20 protein-coding genes are annotated in these 16,547 nt (G+C 52.4%); 15 read left to right on the top strand and 5 right to left on the bottom strand.

Features of this window, described 5'->3' with window-relative positions:
* The first annotated feature begins 56 nt into the window (after positions 1 to 56).
* The 3 genes from holC (at position 57) to OGV85_RS04535 (ending at position 4,078) form a co-directional block, all read left to right on the top strand.
* The gene (holC, locus tag OGV85_RS04545) at positions 57 to 500 is read left to right on the top strand and encodes a DNA polymerase III subunit chi (protein WP_003025862.1); all 444 of its coding nucleotides are present in this window, start codon (positions 57 to 59) and stop codon (positions 498 to 500) included.
* A complete protein-coding gene (locus OGV85_RS04540) occupies positions 500 to 3,355 on the top strand; it encodes a valine--tRNA ligase (protein WP_048219831.1) in 2,856 nt (951 codons plus the stop codon). Before holC ends, OGV85_RS04540 begins: the two co-directional genes overlap by 1 nt.
* Before the next feature lie 219 nt (positions 3,356 to 3,574).
* Entirely contained in the window at positions 3,575 to 4,078 is a 504-nt protein-coding gene (locus tag OGV85_RS04535; RefSeq protein ID WP_003025856.1) for a GNAT family N-acetyltransferase, read from the top strand.
* Between the two features lie 26 nt (positions 4,079 to 4,104).
* Here the strand turns inward: OGV85_RS04535 and OGV85_RS04530 are convergent, their stop codons facing one another.
* The 3 genes from OGV85_RS04530 to rraB form a co-directional block, all read right to left on the bottom strand.
* On the bottom strand, positions 4,105 to 4,935 hold the full coding sequence (locus OGV85_RS04530; RefSeq protein WP_003839625.1) for a hypothetical protein: 831 nt from the start codon (positions 4,933 to 4,935) through the stop codon (positions 4,105 to 4,107).
* A gap of 164 nt (positions 4,936 to 5,099) precedes the next feature.
* The gene (gene miaE, locus OGV85_RS04525; RefSeq protein WP_003025847.1) at positions 5,100 to 5,858 is read right to left on the bottom strand and encodes a tRNA isopentenyl-2-thiomethyl-A-37 hydroxylase MiaE; all 759 of its coding nucleotides are present in this window, start codon (positions 5,856 to 5,858) and stop codon (positions 5,100 to 5,102) included.
* Between the two features lie 51 nt (positions 5,859 to 5,909).
* Positions 5,910 to 6,335: a ribonuclease E inhibitor RraB gene (gene rraB / locus OGV85_RS04520; protein WP_003025845.1), complete on the bottom strand. Its 426-nt coding sequence runs from the start codon at positions 6,333 to 6,335 to the stop codon at positions 5,910 to 5,912.
* Positions 6,336 to 6,433: 98 nt separating this feature from the next.
* On the opposite strand from rraB, the gene argL reads away from it, so the two are divergent.
* Positions 6,434 to 6,529, top strand: coding sequence for a putative translational regulatory protein ArgL (argL, locus tag OGV85_RS24515; RefSeq protein ID WP_371303384.1), 96 nt, complete (start codon positions 6,434 to 6,436; stop codon positions 6,527 to 6,529).
* Entirely contained in the window at positions 6,499 to 7,503 is a 1,005-nt protein-coding gene (argF, locus tag OGV85_RS04515) for an ornithine carbamoyltransferase (RefSeq protein WP_181522666.1), read from the top strand. The genes argL and argF (OGV85_RS04515) overlap by 31 nt, the downstream gene beginning before the upstream one ends.
* 106 nt (positions 7,504 to 7,609) lie before the next feature.
* On the opposite strand, the gene OGV85_RS04510 is transcribed toward argF (OGV85_RS04515), so the two are convergent.
* Positions 7,610 to 8,062 (bottom strand): YhcH/YjgK/YiaL family protein, encoded by a 453-nt coding sequence (locus OGV85_RS04510; RefSeq protein WP_003839618.1) that lies wholly within the window; start codon positions 8,060 to 8,062, stop codon positions 7,610 to 7,612.
* 672 nt (positions 8,063 to 8,734) lie between these two features.
* Between OGV85_RS04510 and arcA the strand changes: the two genes are divergently transcribed.
* From arcA to OGV85_RS04485, 5 genes are all read left to right on the top strand, one after another.
* On the top strand, positions 8,735 to 9,955 hold the full coding sequence (arcA, locus tag OGV85_RS04505) for an arginine deiminase (RefSeq protein WP_181522827.1): 1,221 nt from the start codon (positions 8,735 to 8,737) through the stop codon (positions 9,953 to 9,955).
* A 9-nt stretch (positions 9,956 to 9,964) separates the two neighbouring features.
* Positions 9,965 to 10,897: a carbamate kinase gene (arcC, locus tag OGV85_RS04500; protein WP_016149477.1), complete on the top strand. Its 933-nt coding sequence runs from the start codon at positions 9,965 to 9,967 to the stop codon at positions 10,895 to 10,897.
* A 57-nt stretch (positions 10,898 to 10,954) separates the two neighbouring features.
* A complete protein-coding gene (argF, locus tag OGV85_RS04495; protein WP_181522667.1) occupies positions 10,955 to 11,959 on the top strand; it encodes an ornithine carbamoyltransferase in 1,005 nt (334 codons plus the stop codon).
* A gap of 55 nt (positions 11,960 to 12,014) precedes the next feature.
* Entirely contained in the window at positions 12,015 to 13,418 is a 1,404-nt protein-coding gene (locus OGV85_RS04490) for a YfcC family protein (protein ID WP_003844905.1), read from the top strand.
* Between the two features lie 144 nt (positions 13,419 to 13,562).
* On the top strand, positions 13,563 to 14,042 hold the full coding sequence (locus tag OGV85_RS04485) for an arginine repressor (RefSeq protein WP_061547570.1): 480 nt from the start codon (positions 13,563 to 13,565) through the stop codon (positions 14,040 to 14,042).
* Here OGV85_RS04485 and OGV85_RS04480 read toward each other — a convergent pair.
* On the bottom strand, positions 14,039 to 14,161 hold the full coding sequence (locus OGV85_RS04480; protein ID WP_085951582.1) for a hypothetical protein: 123 nt from the start codon (positions 14,159 to 14,161) through the stop codon (positions 14,039 to 14,041). The genes OGV85_RS04485 and OGV85_RS04480 overlap by 4 nt on opposite strands.
* Here OGV85_RS04480 and pyrL point away from each other — a divergent pair.
* The 5 genes from pyrL (at position 14,141) to ridA (ending at position 16,276) form a co-directional block, all read left to right on the top strand.
* Positions 14,141 to 14,242 (top strand): pyr operon leader peptide, encoded by a 102-nt coding sequence (pyrL, locus tag OGV85_RS04475; RefSeq protein WP_003025819.1) that lies wholly within the window; start codon positions 14,141 to 14,143, stop codon positions 14,240 to 14,242. The two genes, OGV85_RS04480 and pyrL, sit on opposite strands and share 21 nt — an antisense overlap.
* Positions 14,223 to 14,276 (top strand): pyrBI operon leader peptide, encoded by a 54-nt coding sequence (locus OGV85_RS24390; RefSeq protein ID WP_106875647.1) that lies wholly within the window; start codon positions 14,223 to 14,225, stop codon positions 14,274 to 14,276. Before pyrL ends, OGV85_RS24390 begins: the two co-directional genes overlap by 20 nt.
* Before the next feature lie 2 nt (positions 14,277 to 14,278).
* On the top strand, positions 14,279 to 15,214 hold the full coding sequence (gene pyrB, locus OGV85_RS04470) for an aspartate carbamoyltransferase (protein WP_003025818.1): 936 nt from the start codon (positions 14,279 to 14,281) through the stop codon (positions 15,212 to 15,214).
* Between the two features lie 13 nt (positions 15,215 to 15,227).
* The gene (pyrI, locus tag OGV85_RS04465) at positions 15,228 to 15,689 is read left to right on the top strand and encodes an aspartate carbamoyltransferase regulatory subunit (RefSeq protein ID WP_003025816.1); all 462 of its coding nucleotides are present in this window, start codon (positions 15,228 to 15,230) and stop codon (positions 15,687 to 15,689) included.
* A gap of 200 nt (positions 15,690 to 15,889) precedes the next feature.
* Positions 15,890 to 16,276 carry a 2-iminobutanoate/2-iminopropanoate deaminase gene (ridA, locus tag OGV85_RS04460; RefSeq protein ID WP_000047544.1) on the top strand — a complete coding sequence of 129 codons (387 nt, stop codon included), beginning with the start codon at positions 15,890 to 15,892 and terminating at the stop codon, positions 16,274 to 16,276.
* Positions 16,277 to 16,547 lie beyond the last annotated feature (271 nt).

Below are 16,547 nucleotides of genomic sequence, written 5' to 3'. Positions count from 1 at the left end.
GGTAAGCGTAGCGCCACCCGGCTTTGCATTTAAATCCACCACAAGAAGCCCCATATATGAAGAATGCGACGTTCTATCTTCTGGACAACGACACACAACAAGATGGTTTAAGCGCCGTCGAGCAACTGGTGTGTGAAATTGCCGCAGAACGTTGGCGGGCTGGCAAGCGCGTGCTTATCGCCTGTGAAAACGAAAAGCAGGCTCTTCGACTGGATGAAGCCCTGTGGGCAAGACCGGCAGAAAGCTTTGTTCCGCATAATCTGGCGGGCGAAGGCCCCAGAGGCGGCGCGCCGGTAGAAATTGCCTGGCCGGAGAAACGCAATAGCAGCCCGCGCGACCTGCTCATCAGTTTGCGCGTTGGCTTTGCAGATTTTGCCACCGCTTTCACAGAAGTGATAGACTTCGTTCCTTACGAAGATTCTTTGAAACAATCGGCACGCGATCGCTACAAAGCTTACCGCGTGGCTGGTTTTAACCTGAATACGGCAACCTGGAAATAATGGAAAAGACATACAACCCACAAGATATCGAACAGCCGCTTTACGAGCACTGGGAAAAGCAGGGCTATTTCAAACCTAACGGCGATGAAAGCAAAGAGTCCTTCTGCATCATGATCCCGCCGCCGAACGTCACCGGCAGTTTGCATATGGGTCATGCTTTCCAGCAAACCATCATGGATACCATGATTCGCTACCAGCGCATGCAGGGTAAAAACACCCTGTGGCAGGCTGGTACCGACCACGCGGGTATCGCTACCCAGATGGTGGTTGAGCGTAAGATTGCCGCTGAAGAAGGTAAAACCCGTCACGACTACGGTCGCGAAGCGTTTATCGATAAAATCTGGCAGTGGAAAGCGGAATCCGGCGGCACCATTACCCGTCAGATGCGCCGTCTCGGCAACTCCGTTGACTGGGAGCGCGAGCGCTTCACCATGGACGAAGGCCTTTCCAATGCCGTGAAAGAAGTCTTCGTTCGCCTGTACAAAGAAGACCTGATTTACCGTGGCAAGCGCCTGGTAAACTGGGACCCGAAACTGCGCACCGCCATCTCTGACCTGGAAGTGGAAAACCGCGAGTCTAAAGGCTCGATGTGGCACATCCGCTATCCGCTGGCCGACGGCGCGAAAACCGCAGACGGTAAAGATTACCTGGTCGTGGCGACTACCCGTCCGGAAACCATTCTGGGCGACACCGGCGTGGCCGTGAACCCGGAAGATCCGCGCTATAAAGATCTGATCGGCAAATTCGTTATTCTGCCGCTGGTTGACCGCCGTATTCCGATCGTCGGCGACGAACATGCCGATATGGAAAAAGGCACCGGCTGCGTGAAGATCACCCCGGCACACGACTTTAACGACTACGAAGTCGGGAAACGTCACGGCCTGCCGATGATCAACATTCTGACCTTTGACGGTGACATCCGTGAAACCGCGGAAGTATATGACACCAAAGGCGAAGAGTCTGACGTTTACTCCAACGCCATCCCGGCTGAGTTCCAGAAGCTGGAACGCTTTGCCGCGCGTAAAGCGATCGTCGCTGCCATTGATGCGATGGGCCTGCTGGAAGAGATCAAACCTCACGATCTGACCGTTCCTTACGGCGACCGTGGCGGTGTGGTTATCGAACCGATGCTGACCGACCAGTGGTACGTCCGTGCCGACGTGCTGGCAAAACCGGCGGTTGAAGCGGTTGAAAACGGCGACATCCAGTTCGTACCGAAGCAGTACGAAAACATGTACTTCTCCTGGATGCGCGATATTCAGGACTGGTGTATTTCCCGTCAGTTGTGGTGGGGTCACCGTATCCCGGCATGGTATGACAACGACGGCAACGTATATGTTGGCCGTACCGAAGACGAAGTGCGTCAGGAAAACAACCTCGGCGCCGACGTTGCGCTGCGTCAGGACGAAGACGTTCTGGATACCTGGTTCTCCTCCGCGCTGTGGACCTTCTCCACGCTCGGCTGGCCGGAAAACACCGACGCGCTGCGTCAGTTCCACCCAACCAGCGTGATGGTCTCCGGCTTCGACATTATCTTCTTCTGGATTGCCCGCATGATCATGATGACCATGCACTTCATCAAAGATGAAAACGGCAAGCCGCAGGTTCCGTTCCATACCGTCTACATGACCGGTCTGATTCGCGACGACGAAGGCCAGAAGATGTCCAAATCCAAGGGCAACGTTATCGACCCGCTGGATATGGTCGACGGTATCTCACTGCCGGAGCTGCTGGAGAAACGCACCGGCAACATGATGCAGCCGCAGTTGGCTGAGAAGATTGCCAAACGTACCGAGAAGCAGTTCCCGAACGGTATTGAGCCGCACGGCACCGACGCCCTGCGCTTTACCCTGGCGGCGCTGGCTTCGACCGGCCGCGATATCAACTGGGACATGAAGCGTCTGGAAGGTTACCGTAACTTCTGTAACAAGCTGTGGAACGCCAGCCGCTTCGTGCTGATGAACACTGAAGGAAATGATTGCGGCTTTAACGGCGGCGAAATGACCCTGTCACTGGCAGACCGCTGGATCCTCGCTGAATTCAACCAGACCATCAAAGCGTACCGCGAAGCGCTGGATAACTTCCGCTTCGATATCGCTGCGGGCATCCTGTACGAGTTCACCTGGAACCAGTTCTGCGACTGGTATCTGGAGCTGACCAAGCCGGTAATGACCGGAGGAACTGATGCTGAACTGCGCGGCACCCGCAATACGCTGGTGACCGTGCTGGAAGGTCTGCTGCGCCTGGCGCACCCGATCATTCCGTTCATCACCGAAACCATCTGGCAGCGTGTGAAGGTGATTTGTGGCAACACCGCAGATACCATCATGCTGCAGCCATTCCCGGAATATAACGCGGCTCAGGTAGATGAAGCGGCGCTGGCCGATACCGAATGGCTGAAGCAGGCGATCGTTGCCGTACGTAATATTCGCGCGGAAATGAACATTGCCCCGGGCAAACCGCTGGAGCTGCTGCTGCGTGGTTGCAGCGCGGATGCGATGCGTCGTGTAAACGACAACAAGAGCTTCCTGCTTAACCTGGCGCGTCTGGAAAGCATCACCGTGCTGCCAGCCGATGACAAAGGTCCGGTCTCCGTGACCAAAATCATCGACGGCGCCGAGTTGCTGATCCCGATGGCTGGCCTCATCAACAAAGAAGATGAGCTGGCGCGTCTGGCGAAAGAAGTGGCGAAAATCGAAGGTGAGATTGCCCGTATCGAAGGCAAACTGTCCAACGAAGGTTTCGTTGCCCGCGCACCGGAAGCGGTCATCGCCAAAGAGCGTGAGAAGCTGGACGGTTACGCAGAAGCGAAAGCGAAGCTGATTGAGCAGCAGGCAGTTATCGCCGCGCTGTAATCATCGTGCCTGTACGTTTGCCGGATGGCGCTTGCGCTTATCCGGCCTACGGGCACCGTCAACGTAGGTCGGATAAGTGTTGCGCATCCGACGCCGCAGACAATAAAAGCCTCTGACGCATATGCTCAGAGGCTTTTTATTGAATTATCCTCGCTTGCGCTTCCCCTCACCGCAGTGGTATTAACTGCATATGTCTCACTTTTATGTCATGAGTTCGCTATGAGTGCCATTACCTCCGTCGCGGCAACGCTGCGCCGAATTTCTGCCGATGATAACGCCGCAATTGCCCGCGTTATCCGCAAAGTTTCCGCTGAATACGGCCTGACCGCCGATAAAGGCTACACCGTTGCCGACCCTAATCTGGACGAATTGTTCCAGGTTTACAGCCAGCCGGGCGCGGCCTACTGGGTGGTTGAGCAAAACGGTGAAGTCGTGGGCGGCGGCGGTGTTGCACCGTTAGGATGTAGTGAACCAGACATTTGCGAGCTGCAAAAGATGTACTTCCTGTCGAGTGCGCGCGGTCAGGGGCTGGCGAAAAAACTGGCGCTGATGGCGCTTGAACATGCCCGTGAGCAAGGTTTTAAGCAGTGCTATCTTGAGACCACGGCTTTTCTGACTGAGGCAATTCGCCTGTATGAGCATTTAGGCTTTGAGCATATCAGCGAAGCGCTGGGCTGTACCGGGCACGTAGATTGTGAAGTGCGAATGTTAAAGCCCCTCTGACCTTACGCCGAGAGGCTTTAACCGCGTTACTGCATCTCGGCTGAGAGCATCAGTCGAATAACGCCAGCCGCGCGAGCGGTTGGCAGCTTCAGCACCTGTGACCATAAATCTTGCACCATTTCACAGGCGACTTTCTCTTTGCCCACGCCTTTACTCGGATCGGCCATGATTTGGATATCCGGTCCAAAGCGCTGTACCAGCCCCGGACTGATGGATTGCAGATCCTGAAGTGCCAACTGTTTTTCTTCCGCCGTAACCGTATGTTTGTTCGGGCCATAGGCCGCGTGCATCATACTCATGTCGCTGGCCATACGACGGTTCATGAGCTCGCGCGGAATAATACGCACCGGGTTAATCCCGCCTTTCACTGCCGGGAATAAAAAGCGAAAACATTCGTCATTGCCCACTTTTGCCACCGCGGCAATCTGCTCGAGATTAATCTTCATATACTCGATCACGTTGGCATCAGGCGCCTGCTGCAAACGCGCCATCTGTACCTGTAGGATCTGCGGCTGAATAGCGTCGATAATCTGCTGTTCGCTTTTCCCCGCCTCTTTCAGCTGCGTTGCCTGGGTGAGGATGTTCTGCCACAGCGCTGGCTCCTGCTCCTTAAGCACCTGATAAACGGGCATGGACAGCATCGCGTTTTCAAATTTCTGCGCATCCGTCAGACCATAATCAGGGCTTTCGCGTGGGATCAGGTAGTGCACATCAAACAGATTCCACGCGATAATCGCCACCACAAAGACCACCGCGCCTGAGACCTTGCCCAGCCAGCCTTTTTTGCGAAACATGCCGACGACGATAGCAATCACCGCCCCGATATAACCTGCCAACAAAACGTGTGCCCAGTTCATTAACCATCCTTATGCCAAATCGTCTCTGTTACAGGGATATATTTCCCCTTCGATGTTTTGATTATTACGGCAGCAGCGAGCTATTTCCAGCCACCAGATTTTGCTAACAGAAACAGGAAGGATTAAACCGCGCGGCGATGGGCACCGCGCGCCAAAGAAAGGAACTAAGCTGGCACACCGCTGTGAAAGCGGAATTCATCGTCAGGAGAGGTGATCAACGCGGCTTCTACTTCGCCAAAAAACTGCACCCGGCGACTGATATCATCGGTTGAAACCTGCTGCGCCAGCGCCAGGTAATCCTGATAGTGCCGCGCCTCGGATCGCAGCAGCGACAGATAAAACGCCTGCAAATCGTTATCCAGATACGGTGCGAGCGCGGCGAACCGTTCACAGGAACGCGCCTCAATGTAAGCCCCGCAAATCAGTTTATCGATTAATGTCAGCGGCTCGTGGGTGCGCACCTCTTTGAGCATGCCTTTGGCGTAACGGCTGGCGGTAATCTTAATATAGGGAATGTTGCGACTCATCATCGCCTCACGCACCTGCCAGAAATGATGCAGTTCTTCCTTGATCAGCAAAACCATGCTGTCGATAAGCTTGCGTCCCCACGGGTCGTCGGTTTGCGGCATCACGCTTTTGCTTATCTGTTTATTCAGCGCGATAAAATCCGGCTCATCCCCTTCTCTGAAAGCAAACGCTTCATAGGGTTTCAGCCAGTCCAGCAGCGCCTGAGATCCCTGTTTATCTGCGACATACTTACGCACCAGCAGCATCGCCGTTTGCGCCGCTTTCAGCTCACAGACGAGGTGATCGGTCAATAACAGAGGCAGATTAGCCGGGTCTCGCGCTTTATCAAGCCAGGCCTGGGGCGTTTTACAGTGCAGGAAATTGTGGATCGGGGAGAGTATTTGCAGGTAATCCATACATTGTCCTTGGCCTGCGGCAGCCTGGGCTACCGCAGGTCAGTAGATGACTTAGTGACGCACGCCGTCATCATCTTCGTCGACGAGATCTTCATCGTCGCCGTCTTCACCTTCTTCGCCGTTCGGGTCTTCAAAATAGGTGCCCCAACCGTCGTATTCCACATCATATTTTTCAGCCAGGTTCATCAGTTGCTCAACCTGAGCATCGATCAACTCCGCATTCAGTGCACATTCGCTCAAAATATCACAGCAAATAACCGTGTCGCCTTCTTCCACTTCCAGCTCTTCCGGCTCGGTCACTTCATAACCCAACTTGAAGGCTTCTACTGCCGCTTTTTCCAGGGTTTCGAAGTCATCCGCGGAAAGGTGATGCTCAATGGTGTACAGCGCGTCTGGATCGCTGCCATCTTCGAGTAACTCTTCAATAATCAAGCGCGTTTCTTCACGCTGTTCTTCCAGTAGTTCCGGGTTTGCCATGGCTCGTTCCTCATAATGTCCTGCCGATACTCTTATTGTCACATACCGCTGTCATTGCCTCCACCTTTCCAGGAAAGATTTGTTAAACAAGGTTGCAAATGAATAAACATCCATATAAATTGAATTTTAATTCAATAAATGGCCTAAGCCATGTGAGGGAACCATGTCTGCGTTTTATCATAAACATTTTTTGAAACTGCTTGATTTCACCTCTGCTGAACTCACGTCACTGCTCCAGCTCGCCGCGCAGCTAAAGGCAGATAAGAAAAACGGCACTGAAGTCGCAAAGCTCACCGGTAAAAACATCGCGCTCATCTTCGAAAAAGACTCAACCCGAACCCGTTGCTCTTTCGAAGTTGCCGCATACGACCAGGGCGCTCGCGTGACGTATCTCGGGCCAAGCGGCAGCCAGATTGGCCATAAAGAGTCGATCAAAGACACCGCCCGCGTGCTCGGCCGCATGTACGACGGTATTCAGTATCGGGGACACGGCCAGGAGATTGTCGAGACGCTGGCGGAATATGCCGGAGTTCCGGTGTGGAACGGATTAACCAACGAGTTTCATCCCACCCAGCTGTTGGCGGATCTGTTAACTATGCAGGAACACCTGCCGGGTAAAGCGTTTTATGAGATGACGCTGGTCTACACCGGTGATGCCCGCAACAATATGGGCAATTCCATGCTGGAAGCCGCTGCGTTAACCGGGCTGGATCTGCGCCTGGTCGCACCGCAGGCCTGCTGGCCAGAGGAAAGTCTGGTTGCAGAGTGCAAAGCGCTGGCACAGAAAAACGGTGGCAATATTACGCTGACCGAAGATGTCGCCGCGGGCGTGAAAGGTGCGGACTTTATCTATACCGACGTCTGGGTATCAATGGGCGAAGCAAAAGAGAAGTGGGCCGAACGTATTGCGCTGCTGCGTAAGTACCAGGTTAATAGCACGATGATGGCGTTGACCGGCAATCCACAGGTGAAATTCCTGCACTGCCTGCCCGCATTTCATGACGATCAAACCACGCTTGGCAAACAAATGGCACAGGAATATGGTCTGCACGGCGGTATGGAAGTGACCGATGAGGTCTTTGAATCACCCGCCAGCATCGTATTTGATCAGGCGGAAAACCGGATGCACACCATCAAAGCGGTGATGGTGGCGACGCTGGCGAAGTGAGGGCATGGATCAAAAGAATGCCGGATGGCGATGCTAAGCATCTTATCCGGCCTACAACGGCGCTCTCGTAGGCCGGGCAAGGCGAAGCCGCCCCCGGCAAATACGCTTATGCCACTTGCATTTTCACCACGGCTTTGCGTACCAGCGCTGGAGCACCGACCGCGCACAGCGGTTTATGCACTTCACCCGGATAGAACACCACGAAATCACCTTCGTTCAGCACCACCGTCTTCTCCTGTACCCCTTCCGGCAGGAAGGCGATATCTTTATCCGCCAGCCAGTCAGTTTCCGGCGCGCCTGCAGGCTGCGTGCTGAAGGTCATTCCTTCCTGGCCTTTGAGCAGGATCTGAATATCCAGATAGCGAGCGTGATATTCGGCGCGGCGCTGTGCAAACGGCTCCGTCATATCTTCGGCAATCAGATAAAACAGGCGATCGCCGTCAATGTCGTGCTTACCTTTTTCTGTCGCATCCGTCACATGCGCTTTAATGTGTTCAATTGCCTGACGCAGCTCTTCCGGCAGCCAGGCATCCAGGTTGTGAATATTGCCAACAATCATCTCAAACTCCTTAATTAAAACATCGTTTCATTTTAGTTGTTATACGAAAAAACGGCCTGCCATACTACTGCTATTTGCCGATATTTTGCGTCAACGCATGTTTATCGCTGATGGTGTTAAATAATTGCTAACTCTCAGCAACAGGTTATGCATAAACTTTGCATAACTTTCGGCCACCCTTTTTCAACCAGATCAGTAACCAACTGTTATTAAAAGTTTTATTAGAAAAACCAGCTATCGATCACAGTTCACCTCTCCTTCGCTATCCTTCTTCATCGTCATATTTATTTTGAAATGAACTTTACCGCGCAAATAATAAAATCATATATTCGCATAATAATTCACAACACAGAAAAAAGCACAAATAAATCAATGCATTAATTATATTACAGCACGCTAAAAGTGTACATAAAATTAACACCGATAAATAACAAGACATATTCCCGCGTAGTAATTCAATTATTCATATTTTTATTTTATTAATTCTCCGAGCCATATCATAAATTAAACATCAAAAGTCAAATATCGACCTGACTGTGAAATAAATCACGTTTCCTCATCAAATAAGATCTAAATATAGATTCTGAAATCAGCTGAAAAGTCATGACTGCAATAAATATTATTTGCAGGCACATCCTCTTTATTTTTTAAAATCGTATTAAAGGAATAATGATGGAAAAGCATTATGTCAGGTCTGAAATCGGTCAATTACGTAGCGTAATGCTACATCGCCCTAATCTCAGCTTAAAAAGGCTGACGCCATCAAATTGCCAGGAACTGCTTTTTGATGATGTTCTTTCGGTAGAACGTGCAGGAGAAGAGCATGACATTTTCGCCAACACGTTACGTCAGCAAGGGATTGAGGTTCTGTTACTCACTGATTTATTGACACAAACCTTAGATGTCCAAGATGCCAAAGACTGGTTGCTGGAGACACAAATCTCTGATTATCGCCTTGGCCCCGCTTTCGCCACGGATATTCGCGCCTGGCTTGCAGATATGCAGCATCGGGAACTCGCCCGGCATTTAAGCGGTGGGCTAACTTACGGAGAAATTCCTGCCTCCATCAAAAATATGGTGGTCGATACTCACGATATTAATGACTTTATTATGAAGCCATTACCAAACCACTTATTTACCCGCGACACCTCATGCTGGATATATAACGGTGTGTCAATTAACCCAATGGCAAAAACCGCGCGGCAAAGAGAAACCAATAACCTGCGGGCGATCTACCGTTGGCACCCTCAATTTGCTGATGGTGAATTTATTAAATATTTCGGCGATGAAAATATTAATTACGACCACGCCACATTAGAAGGTGGAGATGTGCTGGTGATTGGTCGCGGCGCGGTACTCATCGGTATGTCGGAACGCACCACGCCGCAGGGCATTGAATTCCTTGCCCAGTCGCTGTTTAAGCATCGCCAGGCTGAACGCGTCATCGCGGTTGAACTGCCGAAACATCGCTCCTGTATGCACCTCGATACCGTCATGACCCACATTGATATTGATACCTTCTCCGTCTACCCGGAAGTGGTACGCCCGGATGTCCAGTGCTGGACCCTGACGCCAGACGGGCGCGGCGGCTTGAAACGCACCCAGGAAAGTACTCTGGTACATGCCCTCGAAAAAGCGCTGGGCCTCGACCAAATCACGCTGATAACCACCGGAGGCGACGCCTTCGAAGCTGAACGCGAACAGTGGAATGACGCCAACAACGTCCTGACGCTACGCCCCGGTGTGGTGGTGGGTTACGAGCGCAACATCTGGACCAACGAGAAATACGACAAAGCAGGCATCACCGTTTTACCCATTCCTGGCGACGAACTTGGACGTGGACGCGGCGGCGCACGCTGCATGAGCTGCCCACTGGAACGCGACGGTATTTAAGGAGAAGTCATGGAAAACAAACCTACTCTGGTTGTGGCGTTGGGCGGCAATGCGCTGCTCAAACGCGGCGAGCCGCTGGAAGCTGACATCCAGCGCAAGAACATTGAGCTGGCGGCAAAAACTATCGCTCAGCTCACACAGCAATGGCGCGTGATTCTGGTGCACGGCAATGGCCCGCAGGTTGGACTTTTGGCGTTGCAAAACAGTGCGTATGCCAGCGTCACCCCCTATCCGCTCGACATTCTCGGCGCGGAAAGTCAGGGAATGATTGGCTATATGCTGCAACAGGCGCTGAAAAACCAGCTTCCACAGCGTGAAATTAGTGTGCTGCTGACTCAGGTTGAAGTCGATGCCCGCGATCCAGCCTTCAGCAATCCGACCAAATATATCGGACCGATTTACGACGACGCTCAGGCTAAAACGCTACACGCGGAAAAGGGCTGGATTTTCAAAGCCGATGGCAAAGCGTTCCGCCGCGTTGTGCCCTCTCCACAACCCAAACGTATCGTTGAAAGTGATGCCATTCGTACATTGATCGCCCGCGATCATCTGGTGATTTGCAACGGCGGAGGCGGCGTACCGGTGGTGGAAAAAGCCGATGGCTACCACGGCATTGAAGCGGTGATCGACAAGGATCTCTCCGCCGCCCTACTCGCCCGCCAACTCCATGCCGATGCGTTGCTGATCCTCACCGATGCTGACGCCGTGTACCTCGACTGGGGCAAACCTACCCAGCGCCCGCTGTCCCAGGTCACCCCGGAACTGCTCGGTGAAATGCAATTCGACGCCGGTTCAATGGGCCCCAAAGTCACCGCCTGCGCGGAATTCGTCTCTCACTGTCGTGGGATTGCTGGCATCGGTTCACTGGCCGACGGTTCGGCCATTCTCGCCGGCGACAAAGGCACGCTAATTCGTCTCGAAACCACCGACGCTAACGCGTAGGACTTTTTTTTGCCGGATGACGGCTTCGCCTTATCCGGCCTACATAAGGACATTTTCATGACTGTTAACCTGAAAAATCGCAATTTTCTCAAACTGCTGGACTACACCCCGACGGAAATCCAGTACCTGATCGATCTGGCTATCGAGTTAAAAACGGCAAAAAAGGCCGGGCGCGAAAGACAGACGCTGGTCGGTAAAAATATCGCGCTGATCTTCGAAAAAACCTCAACCCGTACCCGCTGTGCCTTTGAAGTCGGCGCTTTCGATCAAGGCGCACAGGTGACCTATCTCGGCCCAAGTGGATCGCAGATCGGCCATAAAGAATCAATGAAAGATACTGCCCGCGTGCTAGGCCGCATGTACGACGGCATTGAATATCGCGGATACGGCCAGGACATTGTGGAGGAACTGGGGCAATTTGCCGGAGTTCCTGTTTGGAATGGACTGACAAATGAATTTCACCCCACCCAGATCCTCGCGGATCTGATGACCATGCTGGAACACGCCCCGGGTAAAACCTTGCCGGAACTGAGTTTCGCTTATCTCGGTGACGCCCGCAATAACATGGGTAATTCGCTGATGGTCGGCGCGGCGAAAATGGGGATGGATATTCGGCTGGTCGCACCTAAATCCTTCTGGCCTGACGAGGCGCTGGTTGCCGAATGCCGTGAAATTGCCAGCGTGACTGGCGCACGCATTACGCTCACAGAGGATGTTGAGGAAGGCGTATACGACGTCGATTTCCTCTACACCGATGTCTGGGTCTCTATGGGCGAACCCAAAGAAGCCTGGGCAGAACGCGTTAGCCTGATGACGCCCTATCAAATTAACCAGCGGGTCATCAACGCAACCTGTAACCCCAATGTGAAATTTATGCACTGTCTGCCCGCCTTCCATAACGAGCACACAAAGGTTGGACGTGAAATCGAAATGGCCTACGGCCTGAAAGGGCTTGAAGTCACGGAAGAGGTTTTTGAGTCAGCTCATTCCATCGTCTTCGACGAAGCAGAGAACCGGATGCATACCATTAAAGCGGTAATGGTAGCGACCCTCGGCGACTAACCCCAGCGGGCGTATGTCGCCTGACGGCATATGCCCAAGCTATCCGGAGAACATCATGGGCAAATTCAAATTTCCCAGCGCATATACCATCCTGTTTATTCTCATTGCACTCGTCGCGGTTATGACCTGGATAGTCCCGGCAGGGAAATACCAGATGGCGATGAATGCTACTCTGGGCAAAGAAGTGCCAGTTGCCGGTACTTATGCCCCCACAGAGGCGCACCCGCAAGGTTTTACCGCTGTACTGCTGGCCCCGATTGACGGTCTTTACAACCACGAAACCTATACCGCAGGCGCAATTGATGTGGCGTTGTTTGTCCTGATTATTGGTGGGTTTCTCGGCGTAGTAAACAAAACAGGCGCCATCGACGCAGGTATCGAGCGCGTGACGGTCAGGTTGAACGGTAAAGAGGAGTGGATGATCCCCATTCTAATGGGGCTTTTCGCCGCCGGAGGTACGATTTACGGGATGGCGGAGGAATCACTCCCATTCTACACATTGCTGGTTCCGGTCATGATGGCCGCACGCTTTGATCCGTTGGTTGCCGCCGCCACCGTTCTGCTCGGCGCGGGCATTGGTACACTCGGCTCGACAATCAACCCTTTCGCAACGGTTATCGCGGCTAACGCCGCCGGGATCCCCTTCACCCAGGGAATGCTGATGCGCATTCTGCTGCTGATCGTCGGCTATGTTATCTGTGTGGTGTGGGTCATGCGTTATGCGCGCAAAGTCCGCAATCACCCGGAGTTGTCGATTGTGGCGGATAAAATGGAGGAAAACCGTGCGCATTTTCTCGGCAATCGCGGCAATACCAATCTTGAATTCACGGCCACGCGTAAGTGGATTCTGCTGATATTCGCCGCCGCCTTTGCGGTAATGATTTATGGCGTCGCGGTACTCGGATGGTGGATGGCAGAAATATCCGCAGTCTTTCTTGGTTCTGCCATTATCGTCGGCGTGATTGCCCGCATGAGTGAAGAAGCCTTCACCAGTACCTTCATTGACGGTGCGCGGGATCTGCTTGGCGTGGCGCTGATTATCGGCATTGCACGCGGTATCGTCGTGGTGATGGACAACGGCATGATCACCCACACTATTTTGCACAGCGCCGAAAATTTAGTCTCCGGTCTGTCCACCACCATTTTCATCAATGTAACCTACTGGCTGGAAGTATTGCTCTCCTTCCTGGTCCCTTCCTCGTCTGGCCTGGCGGTGCTCACGATGCCCATTATGGCCCCGCTGGCCGACTTCGCGCATGTACAGAGGGATCTGGTCGTCACCGCGTATCAATCCGCTTCCGGCATTGTGAATCTGATTACACCCACCTCAGCCGTCGTGATGGGTGGGTTAGCCATCGCCCGTGTTCCTTACGTGCGCTACCTGAAATGGGTCGCCCCGCTCCTGCTCATTTTGACGTTACTGAACATGGCCGTCCTGAGTATCGGCGCGATGTTGTAGCCCTTTTAGCCGTCGGATCCCGACGGCTTTTTTGAGCGCACTCTCGTTTTTCTGCGCAACCGCCCGTTTGAGCCGTTATTGATACTGCAAATGTGGTGAATTTCGCCATCACATTGATACAAATGATAAACTTAGGGTGTATTTATGAAGGAATTCGATGATTACTCGACCAAAGAGCAGAAACAATTGGCGATTTGTCAGCGCCTGATTAGCGAAAAAAGCTACCTTTCTCAGGAAGCGCTTCGCCGCGATCTCCAACACCATGGTTTTACCGGAATTAGCCAGTCAACGGTATCCCGTCTGCTGAAACTGATCGGGGCTATAAAAATAAGAAATACAAAAGGGCAAAAAATTTATTCTGTAAATCCGCAGTCGCGCCCCGCTCCTGATGCTGCCCGATCGATTGCTGAAATGGTGGTCAGCGTTGAGCACAATAGCGAATTTATCCTCATCCACACGGCGGCAGGTTATGGCCGTGCCGTTGCCAGAATCCTCGATTACCACGCGTTACCAGAGATTCTGGGTGTCATCGCTGGCAGCAGTATTGTCTGGGTTGCGCCGCGAGTTGTGCAGCGAACGGGGCTGGTACACAAGCAGATTAACTATCTATTTAAAATGAATTAAAATTCATAAGAACCGTTTGCGGTGAATAAATTGTGCATTTTCCGCTTGATCCCATAACGGAGCTGAGTATAATCGCGGACAATTTGCCGGGAGGATGTATGGTTCAGTGTGTACGACATTTTGTCTTACCGCGTCTGAAAAAGGACGCTGGCCTGCCGTTTTTCTTTCCGTTGATCACCCATTCCGAGCCCCTCAATTGAGGGGCTTTTTTTTTGCCCAGGCGTCAGGAGATAAACATGGCTAACCCGCTCTATCAAAAACACATCATTTCCATAAACGACCTCAGCCGCGATGACCTCAATCTGGTCCTCGCGACGGCGGCGAAATTAAAAGCTAACCCACAGCCGGAGCTGTTAAAGCATAAGGTTATCGCCAGTTGCTTCTTTGAAGCGTCAACCCGCACCCGTTTATCCTTTGAAACCTCCATGCACCGCCTGGGCGCCAGCGTGGTGGGTTTTTCTGACAGCAGCAACACGTCGCTGGGCAAAAAAGGCGAAACCCTGGCCGATACCATTTCCGTCATCAGCACCTATGTCGACGCCATCGTCATGCGTCATCCGCAGGAAGGCGCCGCACGTCTGGCTACGGAGTTCTCCGGTAACGTTCCGGTACTGAACGCAGGCGACGGCTCCAACCAACATCCCACCCAAACGCTGCTGGACCTGTTTACCATTCAGGAAACGCAGGGTCGCCTGGACAATCTGCACATCGCCATGGTGGGTGACCTGAAATATGGCCGTACCGTCCACTCCCTGACCCAGGCGCTGGCGAAGTTCGAAGGTAACCGTTTCTACTTCATCGCCCCGGACGCACTGGCCATGCCGCAATACATTCTGGATATGTTGAACGAAAAAGGTATCGCCTGGAGCCTGCACGGCACTATCGAAGAGGTGATGGCGGAGGTCGATATCCTCTACATGACCCGCGTACAAAAAGAGCGTCTGGACCCGTCCGAATACGCCAACGTGAAAGCACAGTTTGTCCTGCGCGCCAGCGATTTGAACGGCGCCAGAGCAAACATGAAGGTGCTACATCCGCTGCCGCGCATCGATGAAATCACCACCGACGTCGATAAGACGCCGCACGCCTGGTATTTCCAGCAGGCTGGCAACGGCATCTTCGCCCGCCAGGCGTTACTGGCATTGGTACTGAATAGCGAACTGGCACTGTAAGGGAGAAAAAGAGATGACACACGATAACAAACTGCAGGTTGAAGCCATCAAACGTGGCACCGTGATTGACCACATTCCCGCACAGGTTGGTTTTAAGCTGCTGACGCTGTTCAAACTGACGGAAACTGACCAACGTATCACCATCGGTCTGAACCTGCCGTCTGGCGAGATGGGCCGTAAGGATCTGATTAAAATCGAAAACACGTTCCTGACCGACGAGCAGGTAAACCAGCTCTCCCTGTACGCCCCGCAGGCAACGGTAAACCGCATTGACGATTACGACGTAGTGGGTAAATCACGTCCGAGCCTGCCTGAGCGTATCGATAACGTGCTGGTTTGCCCGAACAGCAACTGCATCAGTCATGCTGAGCCGGTTTCTTCCAGTTTTGCAGTGAAAAAACGTGCCGATGACATCGCACTCAAATGCAAATACTGTGAAAAAGAGTTTTCGCATTATGTGGTGCTGGCCAACTAATTGGGGTTGGTTATGAGCTCCCGGCTCCCGTTACACATAAGCATTCGCAATGCATCGAGGCGGCAAGTCCGATTATCACTGGGAGCATAGTAAACTATGTGACCAGGGTAAGAGGACGTAGCCAACGAAGAGGCAGTGTGAAGGATGACGTGTATAATGGGCGGGAACATTCTACTACCGCTGTAAATTCAGGAGAAATCATGAGCAAGACTATCGCGACGGAAAATGCACCAGCAGCAATCGGCCCATATGTTCAGGGCGTTGACCTGGGTAGCATGGTAATCACTTCCGGTCAGATCCCGGTCGATCCGAAAACCGGTGCCGTAGCGGAAGACGTATCCGCTCAGGCACGTCAGTCGCTGGAAAACGTAAAAGCTATCGTTGAAGCAGCAGGCCTGAAAGTGGGCGACATCGTAAAAACGACCGTTTTCGTTAAAGACCTGAACGATTTCGCCACCGTAAACGCGACCTACGAAGCATTCTTCACCGAGCACAACGCGACCTTCCCGGCGCGTTCTTGCGTAGAAGTTGCCCGTCTGCCGAAAGACGTGAAAATCGAGATTGAAGCGATCGCCGTTCGTCGCTAAGTCTTATTAGAGAGCCCTGCTCTGGCAGGGTTCCTTACGCGTTGTTTTTTCACAAGCAATCTCTAACTGGAAAACTCAGCTCTCTGCCCTTGTTCGTTACGCTAACTGATTTATTCTCAATTTTTTTAAAATTCCAGTGATACAATTTCATTGTTCTTTTTTTCTGTGAATCTATATTTTTTGAAAAACAAACTCGACCTAATAGCCAATTAGCTTTTGAGCTATAAACATTAGCCTTGAGAACGTAGATACTATCATCATCTATCTTCTC

Source organism: Citrobacter sp. Cf132 (assembly GCF_030333885.1).
Lineage (GTDB): Bacteria > Pseudomonadota > Gammaproteobacteria > Enterobacterales > Enterobacteriaceae > Citrobacter > Citrobacter freundii.
The sequence above is the reverse complement of the archived record's forward strand: the minus strand, read 5'-3'. Positions and strand labels throughout refer to the sequence as shown.

Bases quoted from the DNA above. Each gene is read 5' to 3' on its own strand.
- miaE (WP_003025847.1), bottom strand. From the start codon at position 5,858: ATGGATTACCTGCAAATACTCTCCCCGATCCACAATTTCCTGCACTGT.
- rraB (WP_003025845.1), bottom strand. From the start codon at position 6,335: ATGGCAAACCCGGAACTACTGGAAGAACAGCGTGAAGAAACGCGCTTG.
- ridA (WP_000047544.1), top strand. From the start codon at position 15,890: ATGAGCAAGACTATCGCGACGGAAAATGCACCAGCAGCAATCGGCCCA.
- argF (WP_181522667.1), top strand. From the start codon at position 10,955: ATGACTGTTAACCTGAAAAATCGCAATTTTCTCAAACTGCTGGACTAC.
- arcC (WP_016149477.1), top strand. From the start codon at position 9,965: ATGGAAAACAAACCTACTCTGGTTGTGGCGTTGGGCGGCAATGCGCTG.
- OGV85_RS04510 (WP_003839618.1), bottom strand. From the start codon at position 8,062: ATGATTGTTGGCAATATTCACAACCTGGATGCCTGGCTGCCGGAAGAG.
- OGV85_RS04485 (WP_061547570.1), top strand. From the start codon at position 13,563: ATGAAGGAATTCGATGATTACTCGACCAAAGAGCAGAAACAATTGGCG.
- arcA (WP_181522827.1), top strand. From the start codon at position 8,735: ATGGAAAAGCATTATGTCAGGTCTGAAATCGGTCAATTACGTAGCGTA.
- pyrL (WP_003025819.1), top strand. From the start codon at position 14,141: ATGGTTCAGTGTGTACGACATTTTGTCTTACCGCGTCTGAAAAAGGAC.
- OGV85_RS04540 (WP_048219831.1), top strand. From the start codon at position 500: ATGGAAAAGACATACAACCCACAAGATATCGAACAGCCGCTTTACGAG.
- OGV85_RS04480 (WP_085951582.1), bottom strand. From the start codon at position 14,161: ATGTCGTACACACTGAACCATACATCCTCCCGGCAAATTGTCCGCGAT.
- holC (WP_003025862.1), top strand. From the start codon at position 57: ATGAAGAATGCGACGTTCTATCTTCTGGACAACGACACACAACAAGAT.
- OGV85_RS04535 (WP_003025856.1), top strand. From the start codon at position 3,575: ATGAGTGCCATTACCTCCGTCGCGGCAACGCTGCGCCGAATTTCTGCC.
- OGV85_RS04530 (WP_003839625.1), bottom strand. From the start codon at position 4,935: ATGAACTGGGCACACGTTTTGTTGGCAGGTTATATCGGGGCGGTGATT.
- argF (WP_181522666.1), top strand. From the start codon at position 6,499: ATGTCTGCGTTTTATCATAAACATTTTTTGAAACTGCTTGATTTCACC.
- argL (WP_371303384.1), top strand. From the start codon at position 6,434: ATGAATAAACATCCATATAAATTGAATTTTAATTCAATAAATGGCCTA.
- pyrB (WP_003025818.1), top strand. From the start codon at position 14,279: ATGGCTAACCCGCTCTATCAAAAACACATCATTTCCATAAACGACCTC.
- OGV85_RS04490 (WP_003844905.1), top strand. From the start codon at position 12,015: ATGGGCAAATTCAAATTTCCCAGCGCATATACCATCCTGTTTATTCTC.
- pyrI (WP_003025816.1), top strand. From the start codon at position 15,228: ATGACACACGATAACAAACTGCAGGTTGAAGCCATCAAACGTGGCACC.